Source organism: Cupriavidus sp. SZY C1 (genome assembly GCF_032190535.1).
GTDB classification, from domain to species: domain Bacteria; phylum Pseudomonadota; class Gammaproteobacteria; order Burkholderiales; family Burkholderiaceae; genus Cupriavidus; species Cupriavidus pauculus_C.
Window position 1 is genome coordinate 66,280 of record NZ_JAUANU010000018.1, and the last position, 16,155, is coordinate 82,434.

Consider the following 16,155-nt stretch of genomic DNA (forward strand, 5'->3'; position numbering starts at 1 on the left):
GCGGCGAGATCGGAAGGTTGTTGCGAGTGGTCCACGGGCTGAATTCCGGTGAAGGCTGCGCAGCCAGCAAGGCAGACCGAACGGGATGGCTGTCGCGGGGGCACCTCTGTCTCTTCGGACGGGCTTGGACGGACAACGGGACCGCAGCGGCGTACACGAGCGTGACGCGCCGCACAATGACTGTGGGTGGAGCAACTATAAGAGAAAGCCCTACTGCTCGCAAAATTATTAAATGGGGTCGGAATACATTTTTCTTCGCACAGTTTCGGTGTGAATTTTTAATGGGGACACATTAAATTGCGGCCGCATTTGCACTGATTTGGTGCGATTCCTTTGGATTTCCGGAAGTCAGTCGGTCGTCGCGATGTCTTCGTCAGGAATAGTCGACTTCCGTGGTCGGCCTTTCGGCAGCGGCTGCACGCGGCGTGTGGCATGCCGCTCCAGTTGCGCCAGGAATGCTTCGCCGCCCAGCGGCCAGCCGCTGTGCGCGTGCTTCTGCAAGGTGGCGAGCGTCCGGCCGGACAGGCCCTCGGCCATGAGCGCGCGGTAATTCGATTGCCGCTCGAATGGCGTGTTGCCGAGGTCCCAATAGCTGGAGTGATCGCTCACAATGGCGCTGGCCTCGATGCCGGCGTGATGGCGATAGCTGCTCCAGCGATCGTTCTCGGGCGACAGGACGTCGCCGGCGCGCACGGCGTTGCCTTCGGCGTAGAGCATGGCCGGCAGCAGCCACGTTTCCGGCTCGATCACCGCCGAGCGGAAGCGCCCCTCCCACAGCGTGCCGGTGCGCTCCGCCACGCGGTTGAAGTGCCGCGCATAGCGGCGGCCCACCGCCTGCATCGTCAGACTCAGCGAATCCGGACCCTTCGGCGTCGCCACGAGGTGGATGTGGTTGGGCCGCAGCGCATAGGCATGGATGGCAAGCTCATGCTCGCGCGCCGCCATGCGCAGGCAGTCGAGGTAGTGCAGGTAGTCTTCGTTCCCCAGGAACACTGGCTGGCGGTTGTTGCCACGTTGCAACACCAGGGCCGGCAGGCCGGCGGGGGAAAAGCGGGGAAGGCGGGCCATCGGGGCATCCCTCGTTGAGCGATGCCCGGATGATACCGTGATCTGTCCCCGTTTTCAGTCAGCCAATCGAATGGCTCTCGGTGACGGCAAAGATGCGGCGATGCTCGCGGATCGCATAGCGGTCGGTCATGCCGGCGATGTAGTGCGCGATCAGCCGGGGCTGGTCGGCGCCGTGGGCCGCCTGGTACTGGGGCGGCAGCAGCCGCGAATCCTGCATGAACGCGTTGAACAGGTCGACGATGATCCGCTGCGCCTTGGCGGACATGCGCATCACCAGGTAGTGCCGGTACAGGTGGCGGAACAGGAAGCGCTTCAGCGCGGCCGCCTCCTCGTGGATCTTTGGGCTGAACGACACCAGCGGGCCGGCCGCCCGCACATCGTCGATCGACTTCGGATTGGCGGCGGCGATATTCCGCCCCGTCGTCTCGATCAGGTCGACGATCAGCGTGTTGATCATGCGCCGGACCGTCTCGTTGATCGCGCGCCGCCCGTTGATGCCCGGGAACGCGGCCGACACCTCGGCCCGGTGCCGCGCCCACATGGGCACTTCGTCCAGCTGGTCCAGCGTCAGCAGGCCCGAGCGCAGGCCATCGTCGATATCGTGGTTGTTGTAGGCGATCTCGTCGGCCAGGTTGGCCAACTGGGCCTCCAGCGACGGCTGGCTGCCCTCCAGGAACCGCCGGCCCAGCTCGCCCAGCGCCGCCGCGTTGACGCGCGAGCAATGCTTGAGAATGCCTTCGCGCGTCTCGAACGTCAGGTTCAGCCCGTTGAAGCCGCCGTAGCGCTCTTCCAGCTCGTCCACGACCAGCAGGCTCTGCAGGTTGTGCTCGAAGCCGCCATGGTTCTTCATGCACCCATTCAGCGCGTCCTGGCCGGCATGGCCGAACGGCGTGTGGCCCAGGTCATGCGCGAGCGAGATCGCCTCGACCAGATCCTCGTTGAGCCGCAGGTTGCGGGCGATCGACCGCGCGATCTGCGCCACCTCCAGGCTATGCGTCAGGCGCGTCCGGAACAGGTCGCCCTCGTGGTTGACGAACACCTGCGTCTTGTATTCCAGCCGGCGGAAGGCCGTGCTGTGGATGACGCGGTCCCGGTCGCGCTGGAATTCGCTGCGCGAGGACGACGCCGGCTCGGCATGCACCCGTCCGCGCGTGTTGGCGGAACGCGCGGCAAAGGGGGCGAGATGGGCGTCGAGGTCGGTCACTGGCGTGTGGGTCATGCGGCAATCCGTGGTTCCGTGGCTGGTTCGGGGTTGCAAGGCATAACCAGGCGCTCAGGCGACCGGTGCCTCGGTGGGAGGTTTCAGGACGGCGTGGCGCAGCGTGTCGCGCAGGTCCGGGTCGGGCACGGTGGTGATGAACGCCTCGCCCAGCTTGCGCAGCAGGATGAACTTGATGCTGCCGGCTTCCGCCTTCTTGTCCACCTTCATCAGTTCGATGTAGCGGTCGATGCCCAGGTCCGGCGCCACCACGGGCAGCATCGCCGCCTGCGTCAGCTCGCGGATACGGGCGCGCGTCTCGGTGTCGATGAACCCGAGCCGGTGCGACAGGTCCGCCGCCATCACCATGCCGCAGCCCACGGCCTCGCCGTGCAGCCATTCGCCGTAGCCCATGCCGGCCTCGATCGCATGGCCGAAGGTGTGGCCGAAGTTCAGGATGGCGCGCAGGCCGCCCTCGCGCTCGTCCTGCGCCACCACGGCCGCCTTGATCTCGCACGAGCGGCGCACCGCCTCGGCCATCACCACCGTGTCGCAGGCGTTGAGCGCCGCGATATTGGCCTCGATCCAGCCAAAGTACCCGGCGTCGGCAATCGCGCCGTGCTTGATGACCTCGGCCAGACCGGCCGCCAGCTCGCGCAGCGGCAGCGTGCGCAGCGTGTCAATGTCGGCGATCACCGCGTTGGGCTGGTGGAACGCGCCGATCATGTTTTTGCCGAGCGGATGGTTGATGCCGGTCTTGCCGCCCACCGACGAATCCACCTGGGACAGCAGCGTCGTCGGCATCTGCACGAACGGCACGCCGCGCATGTAGCAGGCCGCCGCGAAGCCGGTCATGTCGCCCACCACGCCGCCGCCCAGCGCGATCAGCGTGGTCTTGCGGTCGGCCCCCGCCTGCAGCAGCGCATCGAAGATCAGGTTCAGCGTTTCCCACTGCTTGAACCGCTCGCCATCGGGCAGCACCACGGTGCGGACGGTCTTGCCGAGCCCGGCCAGCACCGCCTCCACGCGCGCCGCGTACAGCGGACCGACCGTCTCGTTGGTCACGATGACGGCGTGCTGGCCGCGCACGTGCGGCTGCAGCAGGTCGGCGCGGTCCAGCAGGCCGCCGCCGATATGGATGGGGTAGCTACGCGCCCCGAGATCGACTTCCAGCGTGATCATGAATGGGTGTCCTGCGCCGGCTGCCCGGCCACCGGTTCGGTGTCGGGCACGGTTTCCTCGGGCGGAAACGTGAAGCCGGCCATTTCAAGTTGCATGAGAACCATATTAGCAAGCTGCGCCACGGTCGGCTTGCCGGTTTCGATGATGAAGTCCGCCACTTCGCGGTAGAGCGGGTCACGCTGGGCGTAGAGCGCCTCCAGCCGGCCCTTCGGGTCCTCAGTCTGCAGCAGCGGACGGTTGCGGTCATGGCGCGTGCGCAGCCAGAGGTCGTGCGGGCTGGCCCGCAGGTAGACCACGGTGCCGTTCGCCTTCAGCGCTTCCCGATTGGCCGGGCGCAGCACCGCGCCGCCGCCCGTGGCCAGGACGATGCCGGTCCGGCCGGTCAGCTCGGCGATCATCTGCGCCTCGCGATCCCGGAAACCGTCCTCGCCCTCGTGCTCAAAGATCACGGGAATCTTGACGCCGCAACGCGCTTCCAGCTCGTGGTCCGAGTCGAAGAACGGGTAGTTCAGGCGTCGGGCCACCGAACGGCCGACGGTGGTCTTGCCGGCGCCCATCAGGCCAACAAAGAAAAGATTCGGGCGATTGGCTGTCACTGGACTGTCTTGCACGATAAGGCTCGGGCCCCGGCCACCCGGCCGGTCCGCCGCGCCGGCGTGCTGCATACGCCATTGCGCCGTGTCGTGACCGGCTCCGGCTGGCCGCCGGTTTCCCGCGTTGCCGCCAAAAAGAAAAAGGCCGCGTCACATGCGACGCGGCCTGCCAGTCTACTGCATCCGGGGCCCCAACTGCACCCGGGCGCCCGTTTTCAGAGTCGTCTCAAGCCGGCGGGCGGCGCCCTCCGGCCTGCTTGCGGACTTACTTCAGCGAGACGCTGTCGTTCAGGATCCGCGGCGTCAGGAACACCAGCAACTCGGTGCGGTTGTTGACCTTGGCGTTATTCCGGAACAGGTAGCCCAGCACCGGGATCTCGGCCAGGAACGGCACCTTGCTGTAGTTGTTGCTCTCGTCCTGGCTGTAGATGCCGCCGATCACCACCGTGCCGCCGTTTTCCACCAGCACCTGCGTCTGCACGTGCTTGGTGTCGATGGCGAACCCGTTGACGGTCTGGATACCCACGCTGTCCTTGTTCACGTCGACGTCGAGCAGCACGTTGCCTTCCGGCGTGATCTGCGGCGTGACCTCCAGCTTCAGGTTGGCCTTGCGGAACTGCACCGACGTGGCGCCGCTCGACGTGGCCGACTGGTACGGCAGTTCCGTACCCTGCTCGATCAGCGCCTTGATGTTGTTGGCCGTCACCACGCGCGGGCTGGAGATGATCTTGCCCTTGCCGTCGGCTTCCAGCGCGGACAGTTCCAGATCCAGGAAGCGGCCGGCCGCCGTGTTGAAGATGCTGAACGCCACCGACGCCGGATTCGTGCCGTTGATCGCCGCCGCCGGCAGGCTGACCGCCGGACTCGTGGTCCACTGCGCGTCCTGGGTGAACGGCGACGCCACGTTCTCGTACGTGTTGCCGTAGCCGGCGCCCGACCGGCGCGACGCAAACCCGAGCTTGACGCCGAGGTTGCGGCTGAACGTGTCGCTGGCCTCGACGATGCGTGCCTCGATCACCACCTGGCGCACCGGGATGTCGATCTTCTGCAGGAAGCCCTGCACCTCTTCCAGCTTGGAGCCGATGTCGGACACGAACAACTGGTTCGTCCGCGGATCGGCCGTCAGCGAGCCGCGCTTGGACAGCATCCGCGTGGCGCCACCGCTGGCGCCCGCGCCGCCGGCCGCCGCGGCCGACACGCCGCCGCCCCCGGCAGAGAGGCCCAGCAGCATCCGCCGCACGTCCTCGGCGCGCTGGTAGTTCAACTGGAACACCTGGCTGCGGATCGGCTCCAGCTCGTTGATCTGCTGCTGCGCTTCCAGCTCCAGCTTTTCCTTGGTCGCCAGCTCGGCCTTCGGGGCCACCCACAGCACGTTGCCGTTGCGGCGCGATGCCAGGCCCTTCGAATCCAGCACGATCTGCAGCGCCTGGTCCCACGGCACATCCTTGAGGCGCAGCGTCAGGTTGCCCTGCACCGTGTCGCTCGTGATGATGTTCAGGTTCGTGAAATCGGCAAAGACCTGCAGCAGCGACCGGATGTCGATGTTCTGGAAGTTCAGCGACAGCCGCTCGCCGCGATACCCCTGGCCGGCAATCAGCTTGTTCGGATCTTCCTTGACCTGGCGCACCTCCACCACGAACTGGTTGTCCGTCTGGTACGAGCTGTATTCCCAGTTGCCGCGCGGCTCGATCGTCAGGCGCGCGGCGCCGTTGGCGTCGGTGGCGCGCATGGCCTGGACCGGCGTGCCGAAGTCGGTCACGTCGAAGCGGCGGCGCAGGTCCGCCGGCAGCCCCGTGCCGATGAAGTCGACCACCAGGTTCTGTCCCTGCTGCTGGATGTTGATCCCCGAGTCGCGCGACGACAGGTCCACCACCACGCGCCCCGCCCCGTCGGTGCCGCGGCGGAAGTCGATGTTGCGGATCAGCGTGCGGTTGACCGCCACGGGCTGCATGACCGGGGCCGCCGGCGCGAACGTCGGCGCGGCCGCCGTGGCGGACTGCGCCACGTTGTCCATCAGCACCACGAACTGCGTGCCGCGCATTTCCGTTCGGTACGTGGCCGTGCGGGCCAGGTTCAGCACCACGCGGGTGCGGTCCCCGATCTGCATCACGTTGGCGCTCTTCAGCAGCTTGCCGGCGTACTCGTACTGCGCGCGGCCCGCCGCGAAGCCGGTGTCGAAGAAGTCGATCGCGATCTTCGCCGGGTTCTGCGTCGTGAAATCCACCGGCTTCTGCGCCAGCGGGCTCTTCAGGTCGACCGTGAACACGGTCTGCTCGCCAACGACGTTGGCCTCCACCTGTTTGAGCTGGTTGTTCTGTGCCAGTGCGGCCGGAGAGGCCAGCACCAGCGCCATCGCTGAAGCGCGCGCAAGCGCCCGGACCCAACGTGCCGTGATCATGCGGATGCCTCCAGCTTCAGGCTGGTCATTTTCTCTTTCCAATCTGAGACCCCTTCCCGAACCAATTCGCGCAACACGATCTCCTGATCGCTGATGCGGACCACCCGGCCATAGCTCTGGCCGAGATACTGACCCACCTTGACGTGGTGGATCTTGTTATCTACGCGTACGACACCGTAGGTCTCGCCGTTTTTCTTCAGCATGCCGAGCATCTTGAAGTTCTCCAGCGGATAGTCTTCAAGTGGCTCGTGTCGCCGGCCGGCCTCCGGCGACTCGGACATCGTCTTGTTCAGCTCGCCGATCTTGGTCTGCGCGAACGGCTCCGGCGACGTGCGCCCGCCGTACTCGCGCGGCGTGTACGGCTTGACCTCGGGCAACGGCTCGGGCGGCGGAGCCTTGGCGGCGCGGGTCTGCGCCATCCACTGCTGCAGGCCGGCGTCGTCGCTCTGGCCGCAGCCGGCCAGGGCCATCACGGCCAAGGCCGCGGCGGCGAACGTGTGCAGGGCAACCGGCGGGCGTCGGGTCAGGCGGCTCACTTGGCGCCTCCCTTCTTCTTGGCGGCGGCATCGGCGGCAGCCTTGCGCTGCGCGGCCTGCTCGTCCGGATCCAGTGCCCGGTAGGCCATTGCCACGGCTTCCATCGACAGCGTGCCGTCCTTGCCCGTCGTCATGTTCAGGTTACGCATCGACACAATCCGCGACAGCGCCGCCACGTCGGCGTTGAACAACGCCACGTCGTGGTAGCGGCCCGTGACCTTGAGGTTGACCGGGATTTCGGCGAAGTACGGCTTCACGACGGCGGCCTGGGGCTTGAACAGCTCGAACTGCAGCCCACGGGCCACGCCGGCGTGGTTGACGTCGGCCAGCAGCGCGTCCATTTCCGTGCTGTTCGGCAGTTGCCGCTCGGCCAGGGCCACGCGCTTTTCCACCTCCACCTTCTGCTTGCGCAGTTCGTCGAGATTGGCCACCTGGGCGACCTTCGACGCGAACTGCTGGCGTAGCTGCTCGTGCTCGGCGTGCTTGCGTTCCAGTTCGTCCTGCTTGTCGCTCCAGTAGAACTGCCATCCCAGCACCAGCACGATCAGCGCGGCCAGCACGGAGAACAGCACGCGCGGGGCGGCGGGCCAGGTCTCGGGTTCGTTGAGGTTCAGGCCGCGGAACTGCGCGGTCAGGTCCTGCAGCGAGATATCGGAATTGAGTGCCATGATCAGACCTTGCCTCCCGCGGGCTTGGCCGCCGCGTCGGAGGCGCCCTTCTTCTTGTCGCCCGGCTGCTCCGGGGCACGGTACGAGAAGCGCATCGAGAAGTCGAACAGCCGGCGCTGCTCGCGCAGGTTGTTGGTCATCATGATCGCCTTGGACTCCACCAGCTCGGCGCGGTCGAGCCATTGCACCTGGCCGATGTTGCGCAGCAGTTCGGACACGCGCTCGTTGGACTGGGCCACGCCGGACATGACGAAGTCGTCGCCGGTCTGCTTGAGTCCGTTCAGGTACACGCCTTCGGGCACCTGGCGCACCAGTTCCTCCAGCAGCTGCACCGGCAGGTTGCGCTGCGCCTGCAGGCTCTCGATGGCGCGCTGGCGATCCAGCAGGGCCTCGATGTCCTTCTTCAGCGTGTTGACCTCGCGGATCTGCCCGTCCATGCGGGCGTTCTCGGTCGTCAGCGTCTGGTTCAGCGCCGTCGTCTCGTCGATCTGCGCGTCGATGTAGAAGCCGCCGATCAGCACTACCAGCGCGCCGGCGCCCGCCGCGCCGCCGAGCATGGTGTAGACCTTCTTGCGCCGGGCGGCCTTGCGCGCCTCGTGATACGGCAGCAGGTTGACCGACGGAATGGTATTCGTCGTCGTGGACATGGGTGTCCCCCCGGGTGGCTTATTGCAGGCCGCGCAGCGCCAGTCCCGCACTGACGATGTAGGCGGGCAGGTCGCGCTGGAGATAGCGCTCGTTGACCTTGCCTGCGGTCGTCATGTTTGCGAAAGGATTGGCCAGCGTGGTCGTGATCTGCGTCTGTTGCTGGATCGCCGCCTGGACACCCAGCAGCGATGCGTGCCCGCCGGAAAGCAGGATCTCGTCGACGCGGCCGAGGCTGGAGCTGGCGATGAAGTTGCCGATGGCGCCCTGCACCTCCATGGCCAGCGCCTCGAGCGACGGCTTGAGCAGTTGCGCGCGCCAGGCATCGGGAAGCGTGTTCTTGCGCTTCTTGATTTCCGCCTTGAGCGCGTCGAGCGTGAACATGCGCGCCGCGCTCTGCGTCAACTGGTCGCCGTAGCTGTTGAGCGGCTGCTCGTAGAGTTCCTTCCAGCCCTGGTAGAAGATGGCCTTGGAGCGGCTGCCGCCGAGGTGGACCACTGCCACCACGGGCATGTCCTTGGCGTCGGTCTCCGTCAGCCCGGCGGGTACGCCGAGCATCTGGACCACCGAGCGCTGCACGGCGAATTCCTCCACGTCCATCACCTGCGGCTTCAGGCCGGCCATCTCGGCCGCCGTCACGCGCTCCTGGACACGATCACTGTTGGCGGCCGTGACACGCACACCGATGCCGCCTTCCGTTTCGCTGGGACCAATCACCGCGAAGTCGAAGTTCACCGCCTGGGAAGGCGGATAGAGGCGGTGCGCCTCCGATTCGACCTGCGAATACAGTTCGTCTTCGGACAGGTTGTCCGGCAGACTGACCGTCTGGGATTCCGTCAGCATGGACGGCACGCCAAGGACCACGTCCTTTGTGCGGATGCCGGCCTTGCCGAGCGCGCGCTTGAGCGCGATGCCCACGGCCTCGATGTTGACCACGTTGCCATCGGCAACGGCGTTGCGGTCCAGCAGTTCGCTGGCGCATTTTTCCAGCCTGAAGTCGTTTTTGCCTGCCCCGACGGACAGCTCGACGACCTTGACGCTGGACGACCCGATATCCACGCCGACCGTAGTGCGGCGCAGAAGACCCGACAAGATGCCCCGTCGCAAGGTGACCCCCTGACATTTGAACTCGCCCACGGCATGTTTGCTCTAATGGTGCGAGCCAGTTTCTTTGGATGAAACGTTTGCTCTTTTATGTTCGTGGATTCTCACAAAATCCGGAGGCGCTGGCAATGTGCCGCTCTGACCACGCTTTCTTTTTGAGAATGCGCCCCCGAATCCGTTGTCAAAATCCCACGGTCCGCAACCCCGCGATCGGGTGGCATCGGGCCAACACGAACGCTCCCGGTCATCCTCCGCATCGCCCCGCCCGCCGCGTCCGACGACGGCCAGCCCGCCTCCCCGCCCGCCTCTTTCACCGCGTGACCATCTGATATCAGCGCCATTACATCTTGTAACAGCGTCGTAGCGTCTCCGGCGGCACTGCCGGGCCGGGGCGCACGGGCACCGACGATATAATCGCGGCACTCTTGTTAGGTAAACCCTTATGGCCACAGCACAACAGAAGCCGTCCCTCCCCGTCCGCCGTCCGTTGTGGGCGCGCGTCATGTTCTGGGTACTTGGGCTGCTTGCTGCCGGCGCCGTCGCCGTGGCGCTGCTGGTTGGCTATGCGCTGGTCGTGGCCGCGCCGAACCTGCCGTCGCTCGACACGATCACCGACTACCGCCCCAAGATCCCGCTGCGCATCTACACCGCCGACAACGTGCTGATCGGCGAGTTTGGCGAGGAGCGCCGCAACTTCGTGCCGATCAGCGAGATTCCCGACGTCATGAAGAAGGCCGTGCTGGCCATCGAGGACGACCGCTTCTACGAGCACGGCGGTGTGGACTTCGTGGGCGTGATGCGGGCCGGCCTGGCCAACCTGCGCGGCGGGCTGTCGCAGGGCGCGTCGACGATCACGATGCAGGTGGCGCGCAACTTCTTCCTGTCCAGCGAGAAGACCTACACGCGCAAGATCTACGAGATGCTGCTGGCGTACAAGATCGAGGCCAACCTGAGCAAGGACCAGATCCTCGAGCTGTACATGAACCAGATCTACCTGGGCCAGCGCGCCTACGGCTTTGCCAGCGCCGCGCGCGTCTACTTCGGCAAGTCGATCAAGGACGTGACGCCGGCCGAGGCCGCGATGCTGGCCGGGCTGCCCAAGGCGCCGTCGGCCTACAACCCGGTGGTGAACCCGCGCCGTGCCAAGGTGCGCCAGGAATACATCCTCCAGCGCATGCGCGACTTGCGCTACATCACGCCGGAGCAATACGACCAGGCCGTGCGCGAGGAACTGAAGGTGCGCAGCGAAGGCAACGAGTTCTCGACGCATGCCGAGTACGTGGCCGAGATCGTGCGCCAGCTGATGTACGCGCAGTATCGCGAGGAAACCTACACCCGCGGCCTGACGGTCTACACGACGCTGAACAAGACCGACCAGGACGCCGCCTACGAGGCCGTGCGCAACGGCATCATGACCTACGAACGCAAGCACGGCTACCGCGGGCCGGAGGCGTTCATCGACCTGCCGTCCGGCGCCGCCGAGCGCGAGCAGGCCATCGACGACGCGCTGGTCGAGCATCCGGGCAGCGACGACCTGCGCTCGGCCGTGGTGACCAGCGTGTCGGCCAAGCAGGTCAAGGCGACGCTGCTGTCCGGCGAGGTGGCGACGATCGAGGGCTCGGCGCTGCGCTTCATCGCGCCGTCGCTGTCGGCCAATGCCCAGCCCAAGGTCAAGATCCGGCCGGGCGCGATCATCCGCGTGACGCAGGACCCGAAGGACAACAGCTGGTCGGTCACGCAGCTGCCCGAGGTGGCGGCCGCGTTCATTTCGCTGAACCCCGAGGACGGGTCGATCCGCTCGATGGTGGGTGGCTTCGACTTCAACCGCAACAAGTTCAACCATGTGACGCAGGCCTGGCGCCAGCCGGGCTCCAGCTTCAAGCCGTTCATCTACACGGCGGCGCTGGAAAAGGGCTTTTCGCCCGCGACGGTCATCAACGACGCCCCGCTCAGCATCGGCCCCGACACCGGCGGCCAGGTCTGGGAGCCGAAAAACTACGACGGCAAGTTCGAGGGCCCGATGACCATGCGCCGCGCGCTGGCCAAGTCGAAGAACCTGGTCTCGGTGCGGATCCTGCGCGCGATCGGCACCCAGTACGCGCAGGACTACATCACGCGCTTCGGCTTCGAGGCCGACAAGCACCCGGCCTACCTGCCGATGGCGCTGGGCTCGGGCAGCGTCACGCCGCTGCAAATGGCCGGCGCCTATTCGGTGTTCGCCAACGGCGGCTACCGCGTCAATCCGTACCTGATCCAGCGCGTGGAAGACTCGCGCGGCAAGGTCATCTCCGAGACGCATCCGCAGAAGGCCGGCGAGGACGCCGTGCGCGTGCTGGACGCCCGTACCGCCTTCATCGCCGACAGCATGCTGCGCGAGGTGGTGCGCAGCGGCACGGCCAACCCGGCCAAGCAGCGCCTGGGCCGCAACGACATGGCCGGCAAGACCGGTACGACCAACGACGCCGTCGATGCCTGGTTTGCCGGCTACACGCCGAAGCTGGTGGCCATCGCCTGGATGGGCTACGACCAGCCCAAGAGCCTGGGCGTGCGCGAGACCGGTGGCGGCCTGGCCCTGCCGATCTGGGTCGGCTACATGAGCAAGGCGCTCAAGGGCGTGCCGGAGAGCCCGGATCGCCAGCCGCCCGAGGGCGTGGTGATGGCCGCGGGCGACTGGACGCTGGAGGAGAATGCGGCCGGCGCCGGCGTGGCGTCGGTGGGCCTGGGCGACCCGTGGCCCGGCAAGCCCGAGGAAAGCTCGCGCCCGCCGCAGGACACCGAGCAGGAAAAGAAGAAGATCCTGGAAATGTTCGGCGGCGCCTGACGGCCCGCCCGACCTGCCGCCCGTCCCTGCCTGGGGCGGGCGAAAAAAAACCGGCCCAGAAGGGCCGGCTTTTTTGTGGCTTGCGCCAGTGTCACAGCATCACGGCGTCACAGTGCCAGCGTGGTGCCGGCCTGCTGGCTCATGTAGCCGGACAGCGCCGCGTACAACTCGGCGCCGCTGCGCGTGTCAACCCAGCGGCTGCCGTCGTGACGGAAGTGAAAGCCGCCGGCCTTGGCCGCCACCCACAGCTCCTGCATCGGCGCCTGGCTGTTGACGATGATCTTGGAGCCGTCCTCGAATTCCAGTTCCATTACGTTGCCGGTGCGGTTGATCTCCACGTCGGCGTCGGCGGCATCGGCGGCAGCCTCGATGTCGGCTTCCAGCTTGTCCAGGGCCGCGCTGGCCAGCGCCAGGAACTCGGTCTCGCTAAGGGGGGGCATGCTACACTCCAAGGCCGCCGGCAGCCCTCAGGACGGGACCACTCGGCCGGCATCAAATTGATCGGAAACAGGAAAGCCACGCGCTTTCCAAGCCATCCGGAAGCCATCCAACAATGAAAGACTCCCCGATGCTGCGTCGTGCTGCGATTGTATCGGCGTTTGCCGCCCTGCTCGCGATACCCCTGGCCGGGTGCGGCATTCGTGGCCCGCTGTACATGCCGCGCGTGCCGCCGGCCCCCACGCCGCCCACCGTGCCCGACCCTGGCCTGGGCCAGCCCGGCGCCACGCCGCCGGCCACCACGCCCATGGGCGAGCCGGCCACGTCCGCGCCGGTGCGCACCGAACCCGCCAAGAACAGCTCCGCCCCCTCGGCACGTTGAGTGCCCGCTCCGACATGACTGATTTTTTCCATCGCCGGCAAGACGGCGCCCTGACCGTCGAACAGGTACCGCTGGCGCGCATCGCCGCCGACTTCGGCACGCCCGCCTTCGTCTACTCGCGCGCGGCCCTGACCACCGCGTACAACGCCTACGCGGCCGCCTGCCAGGGCCGCAACGCCCACGTACAGTACGCGGTCAAGGCCAATTCGAACCTGGCCGTGCTGCAGGTGTTTGCCCGGCTGGGCGCGGGCTTCGACATCGTGTCGGGCGGCGAACTGCTGCGCGTGCTGGCCGCCGGCGGCGATCCGCGCAAGGTCGTGTTCTCGGGCGTCGCCAAGAGCGAGGCCGACATGGCGCTGGCGCTGGAGCACGACGTGCGCGGCTTCAACGTCGAGTCGATTCCCGAGCTGGACCGCCTGAACGCCGTGGCCGGCCGGCTGGGCAAGCGCGCGCGCGTGTCGCTGCGCATCAACCCGGACGTCGACGCCAAGACCCACCCGTATATCTCCACGGGGCTCAAGGGCAACAAGTTCGGCGTGGCGTTCGAGGACGTGCTGCCGACCTACCGCGCCGCCGCCGCGCTGCCGCACCTGGAAGTGGCTGGCATCGACTGCCATATCGGCTCGCAGATCACCGAGGTGGCGCCGTACCTGGAAGCGCTGGACAAGGTGCTGGACGTGGTGGAGCAGCTGGAAGCCGAAGGCATCCGTCTGGCGCACATCGACGTGGGCGGCGGGCTGGGCATTACCTATGACGACGAGACGCCGCCGGACATCACCGGCTTCGCCACCACGCTGATCGACCGCGTGGCCGCGCGGGGCCACGGCCACCGCGAGGTGCTGTTCGAGCCGGGCCGGTCGCTGGTGGGCAACGCCGGCGTGCTGCTGACGCGCGTGGAATTCCTGAAGCCGGGCGCGGCCAAGAACTTCTGCATCGTCGATGCCGCGATGAACGACCTGGCGCGTCCGGCCATGTACGAGGCGTACCACCGCATCGAGCCCGTGGCGCCGCGCGCCGACGCGCCAGCCACCTACGACGTGGTGGGGCCGGTCTGCGAATCGGGCGACTGGCTGGGCCGCGACCGCGCGCTGGCGGTGCAGCCGGGCGACCTGCTGGCCGTGATGTCGGCCGGCGCCTATGGCTTTGTGATGAGCTCGAACTACAACACGCGCGGCCGGGCGGCCGAGGTGATGGTCGATGGCGACGCCGTGCACCTCGTGCGCGAGCGCGAACTGCCGGCCGACCTGTTCCGCGGCGAGCGCCTGCTGAACGACTGACGCCCGGCCAGCCTCAAGCAAAGCCAAAGGGCGACGCACTGCGCGTCGCCCTTTTTTCATCGTGCCACGGCCTGCGCCTTCGGCAGCTTCGGCTTGCGCGCCCACCACCACACCCGCATGGCCAGCAGCACGAACACGACGGCCGCGTAGATCGACACCTCGCCGAAATCGTTCTTGCCGGCCTTGTGCCACCAGTAATGAAGGATGGCCAGCACGGCGATTGCATAGATCGACCGGTGCAGCGCCTGCCAGCGCTTGCCGCCCAGCCAGCGGATGGCCGCATTGAACGACGTGGCCGCCAGCGGCACCATCAGCACGAAGGCCGCGAAGCCCATCGTGATAAATGGCCGTTTGCCGATGTCCTGGATCATGTAGGCGACGTCGAACCCGCGGTCGACGGCCAGCCAGAGCAGGAAGTGCTGCAAGGCGTAGAAGAACGTGAACAGGCCCAGCATGCGGCGCAGCCGCAGCAGCCACGGCCAGCCGGTGAGCCGGCGCAGCGGCGTGACCGACAGCGTCACGCAGAGCATCACCAGCGTCCAGGTGCCGGTCGAGCGCGTCACGAATTCCAGCGGATTGGCGCCGAATTGCGACGTGGCGCCCAGGTACAGCAACCGCAGGAACGGCAGCAGCGCCACGATCCAGACCACGACCTTCACCGCGCGCACACGCGCCGGGGCCAGCATCGCCAGCCCGCCCGCCGGGCGCCCGCCGTCCGATGCCGCCCGGGCCCGCGCGGCGGCCTGCAGGTCGCGCTCAGCCATCAGAAGTTCTTCCTCAGGTCCATGCCCTGGTACAGCGACGCCACCTGGGCCGCGTAGCCGTTGAACGGCAGCGTCTTGCGCTTGGGCGCGAACAGCGCGGCAAACCCGCCGCCGCCCTTGTCCTCGCCAATGCGGCGCTCAGTGGCCTGGCTCCAGCGCGGGTGGTCGACTTCGGGGTTCACGTTCGAATAGAAGCCGTACTCGCTGGGCGCCGCAAGGTTCCAGCTGGTGGGCGGCTGCTTGTCCAGGAAGCGGATCTTGACGATCGACTTGGCGCTCTTGAAGCCGTATTTCCACGGCAGCACCATGCGCACCGGCGCGCCGTTCTGGTTCGGCAGCACCTCGCCGTACAGGCCGAAGGTCAGCAGCGCCAGCGGGTGCATCGCCTCGTCCATGCGCAGGCCCTCGCTATACGGCCAGTCGAGCACGCCGCTGGACAGCCCCGGCATCTGCTTCTTGTCCGCCAGCGTGATGAACTGGACGAACTTGGCCCCCGGCTGGGGCTCCACGCGGCGGATCAGCTCGGCCAGCGGATAGCCCGTCCACGGGATCACCATCGACCAGCCCTCCACGCAGCGCAGGCGGTAGACGCGCTCTTCCATCGGCGCCAGTTTCAGCAGTTCGTCGAGGTCGTAGACCTTCGGATGCTTGACCAGCCCCTCCACGGCCACCTGCCAGGGCCGGGGCCGCAGCGTGCCGGCGTGGCGCGCCGGATCGGCCTTGTCGGTGCCGAATTCGTAGAAGTTGTTGTAGGTGGTGACGTCGGCGTACGGCGTGCGTTTCTCGGTCACGGCGTAGGCGCTGTTGAGCGTGCCCGGCAGCTTGGCCAGCTTGCCCGGCGCTTCCTGCGCAAACGCCTGCCGCGCGAACCAGGGCGACGCCAGGCCCGTGGCGGCCGCCGCGCCGCCCAGCGCCAGCAGGCGGCGGCGCGACAGGTAGAGCGACTGGGGCGTGATTTCCGACGCGGCGATATCGTCACCGCGCAGCCATTTGGGGGAAGGGATCAGCATGATTCGCAGCGTGTTGGGGGAGCCTGGAGCATTGGACAGCAAAACCGGGGCGAAGGTGCGGCGCCCCGGTT

General features: G+C 67.1%; 15 protein-coding genes. 3 read left to right on the plus strand and 12 right to left on the minus strand.

What is annotated here, in order from left to right; genetic code table 11:
• Positions 1-348 precede the first annotated feature (348 nt).
• The 9 genes from QTN24_RS22765 to pilM all read right to left on the minus strand — a co-directional run bounded on the left by QTN24_RS22765 (position 349) and on the right by pilM (position 9,380).
• Positions 349-1,068: a transposase gene (locus tag QTN24_RS22765; protein WP_313839982.1), complete on the minus strand. Its 720-nt coding sequence runs from the start codon at positions 1,066-1,068 to the stop codon at positions 349-351.
• Between the two features lie 58 nt (positions 1,069-1,126).
• Positions 1,127-2,287 (minus strand): deoxyguanosinetriphosphate triphosphohydrolase, encoded by a 1,161-nt coding sequence (locus tag QTN24_RS22770; RefSeq protein WP_313839983.1) that lies wholly within the window; start codon positions 2,285-2,287, stop codon positions 1,127-1,129.
• Positions 2,288-2,341: 54 nt separating this feature from the next.
• Positions 2,342-3,448, minus strand: coding sequence for a 3-dehydroquinate synthase (gene aroB, locus QTN24_RS22775; RefSeq protein ID WP_313839984.1), 1,107 nt, complete (start codon positions 3,446-3,448; stop codon positions 2,342-2,344).
• Complete coding sequence (locus QTN24_RS22780; protein WP_253700056.1) at positions 3,445-4,005, minus strand: shikimate kinase; 561 nt, start codon at positions 4,003-4,005, stop codon at positions 3,445-3,447. The genes aroB and QTN24_RS22780 overlap by 4 nt, the downstream gene beginning before the upstream one ends.
• A gap of 301 nt (positions 4,006-4,306) precedes the next feature.
• A complete protein-coding gene (pilQ, locus tag QTN24_RS22785) occupies positions 4,307-6,439 on the minus strand; it encodes a type IV pilus secretin PilQ (protein WP_313839985.1) in 2,133 nt (710 codons plus the stop codon).
• Positions 6,436-6,909 carry a pilus assembly protein PilP gene (locus QTN24_RS22790; protein ID WP_124685021.1) on the minus strand — a complete coding sequence of 158 codons (474 nt, stop codon included), beginning with the start codon at positions 6,907-6,909 and terminating at the stop codon, positions 6,436-6,438. The genes pilQ and QTN24_RS22790 overlap by 4 nt, the downstream gene beginning before the upstream one ends.
• 62 nt (positions 6,910-6,971) lie before the next feature.
• Positions 6,972-7,643: a type 4a pilus biogenesis protein PilO gene (locus QTN24_RS22795; protein WP_124683058.1), complete on the minus strand. Its 672-nt coding sequence runs from the start codon at positions 7,641-7,643 to the stop codon at positions 6,972-6,974.
• A 2-nt stretch (positions 7,644-7,645) separates the two neighbouring features.
• On the minus strand, positions 7,646-8,290 hold the full coding sequence (locus QTN24_RS22800; protein WP_124683057.1) for a PilN domain-containing protein: 645 nt from the start codon (positions 8,288-8,290) through the stop codon (positions 7,646-7,648).
• A gap of 19 nt (positions 8,291-8,309) precedes the next feature.
• Positions 8,310-9,380 (minus strand): type IV pilus assembly protein PilM, encoded by a 1,071-nt coding sequence (pilM, locus tag QTN24_RS22805; RefSeq protein WP_172966022.1) that lies wholly within the window; start codon positions 9,378-9,380, stop codon positions 8,310-8,312.
• Positions 9,381-9,834: 454 nt separating this feature from the next.
• Here pilM and QTN24_RS22810 point away from each other — a divergent pair, with 454 nt between their 5' ends.
• Complete coding sequence (locus QTN24_RS22810) at positions 9,835-12,213, plus strand: penicillin-binding protein 1A (RefSeq protein ID WP_313839986.1); 2,379 nt, start codon at positions 9,835-9,837, stop codon at positions 12,211-12,213.
• Between the two features lie 107 nt (positions 12,214-12,320).
• Here QTN24_RS22810 and cyaY read toward each other — a convergent pair whose 3' ends face one another.
• Positions 12,321-12,653, minus strand: coding sequence for an iron donor protein CyaY (gene cyaY, locus QTN24_RS22815; RefSeq protein WP_313839987.1), 333 nt, complete (start codon positions 12,651-12,653; stop codon positions 12,321-12,323).
• A 128-nt stretch (positions 12,654-12,781) separates the two neighbouring features.
• Here cyaY and lptM point away from each other — a divergent pair, with 128 nt between their 5' ends.
• Positions 12,782-13,033, plus strand: a complete 252-nt coding sequence (gene lptM / locus QTN24_RS22820; RefSeq protein WP_124683053.1) for an LPS translocon maturation chaperone LptM — start codon at positions 12,782-12,784, stop codon at positions 13,031-13,033.
• Between the two features lie 14 nt (positions 13,034-13,047).
• Positions 13,048-14,310, plus strand: a complete 1,263-nt coding sequence (lysA, locus tag QTN24_RS22825) for a diaminopimelate decarboxylase (RefSeq protein WP_313839988.1) — start codon at positions 13,048-13,050, stop codon at positions 14,308-14,310.
• Positions 14,311-14,366: 56 nt separating this feature from the next.
• Here the strand turns inward: lysA and msrQ are convergent, their stop codons facing one another.
• On the minus strand, positions 14,367-15,074 hold the full coding sequence (gene msrQ, locus QTN24_RS22830; RefSeq protein ID WP_124683051.1) for a protein-methionine-sulfoxide reductase heme-binding subunit MsrQ: 708 nt from the start codon (positions 15,072-15,074) through the stop codon (positions 14,367-14,369).
• Positions 15,074-16,084: a protein-methionine-sulfoxide reductase catalytic subunit MsrP gene (msrP, locus tag QTN24_RS22835; protein WP_313839989.1), complete on the minus strand. Its 1,011-nt coding sequence runs from the start codon at positions 16,082-16,084 to the stop codon at positions 15,074-15,076. Before msrP ends, msrQ begins: the two co-directional genes overlap by 1 nt.
• Positions 16,085-16,155: the final 71 nt, after the last annotated feature.